Origin of the sequence: Faecousia intestinalis (assembly GCF_040096185.1) — a bacterium.
Lineage (GTDB): Bacteria > Bacillota > Clostridia > Oscillospirales > Oscillospiraceae > JAZOXB01.
In genome coordinates, this window is the sequence record NZ_JBBMFF010000037.1 from 1 (window position 1) to 1,210 (window position 1,210).

General features: G+C 50.2%; 1 protein-coding gene. It reads right to left on the reverse strand.

From position 1 onward, the window contains the following. Window positions 1–306: 306 nt before the first annotated feature. The gene (locus WMO66_RS00380) at window positions 307–906 is read right to left on the reverse strand and encodes a PBECR4 domain-containing protein (protein ID WP_349134429.1); all 600 of its coding nucleotides are present in this window, start codon (window positions 904–906) and stop codon (window positions 307–309) included. Window positions 907–1,210 lie beyond the last annotated feature (304 nt).

The following is a 1,210-nucleotide window of genomic DNA, read 5'->3' on the forward strand; positions in this document are numbered from 1 at the left end:
GCCCCTGCGCTGCCGGTGGGAAAGAGACCGGCAGCGCAGGGAAATTTTCATGCCGGCCCGCGCCGGAATGGCTGCGGGAGAACGGCCGGGGCCCGGCTTTTGGCAGGTCCTGCGCCGCGTGCGATGCCTCTTCGCCTGCGGGCAGGGGAGCGGAACCCCTTCATCCTATATATGTCTTCAGAAACGCATTCCTGACAGGTTTTTTCAAAAAAATTTTCAACAGATGCGAGAAAGATATATTTACAGGTGATACGTCTCTTAAAATATACGAAAACGAAACCGAGACACCAGACGGATGCCTCGGTTTTACGCTTCTGCGTCTTCCATATAATTCGGATGCAGATACAATAATGTCGGAATGCCGTTCATGACTTTTTCTTTTTTCAGCACAGTCAGAACAGCCTGGTTTTCCAGATAATCTATCGTGGTTCTTTCAAATGCGGACTTGCAATAATATCGCTGCCCGGTACCCTTGTCGATAAACACGAAGAAAACCTCGCCGGAGTGCAAATTTTTAATGATGTATTCTGCGTCAATTTTGCAGTGAATGCGTACCAGGTTCGGACGAAAACGTGCAATCAGGAACTCGGTGTCAAGCGTTTCCTGAAGATGAATGATCGCATTGAGTCGGCCTTTGATCCGCAGCCAATTCCGGCTTCGCTCCATGTTTGCCGCTTCAAGCTTTCCGCTCAAAATGGAAGGGATCAGCCTTTCGCCGTAGTATTCGGACGGGCGCAGACCGAAGTCTACATCCTGCGCATACTGCATCCCGGCAACATGTGGGAAATCAGCAAAGGAGAAGCTCAAAGCAAAAGAAGATTTCTTTCCTCGCCTTCCAACGGTGATCCGGTATTCTGTTCCTGTCAATTGCTGCCATGCATGGGCAGCTTCCCGTAAAAGACACATTCCGACCTGCTTTTTTATAAAAAAGCGGAACCCTGCATTAACAGAGCTCCGCAAGAGGCGTTTTCATTCGGGAAAAACCCTACGTCAGCCTGTGGAAACCGCCTAACCCTCGGTCAAAGCTCCACAAGTGTACGGCATGCTGACCCCATCACTTGCTTCAACGCTGCGACAGACAAACCTATTGCTGTCTACGGGAATTTTCATTCCCTAGGCCTAGTATACACGCTCTGAACTGAAAAATCAACATGAATTTCGAAAAACGAAGGCCCCTGCGCTGCCGGTGGGAAAGAGACCGGCAGCGCAG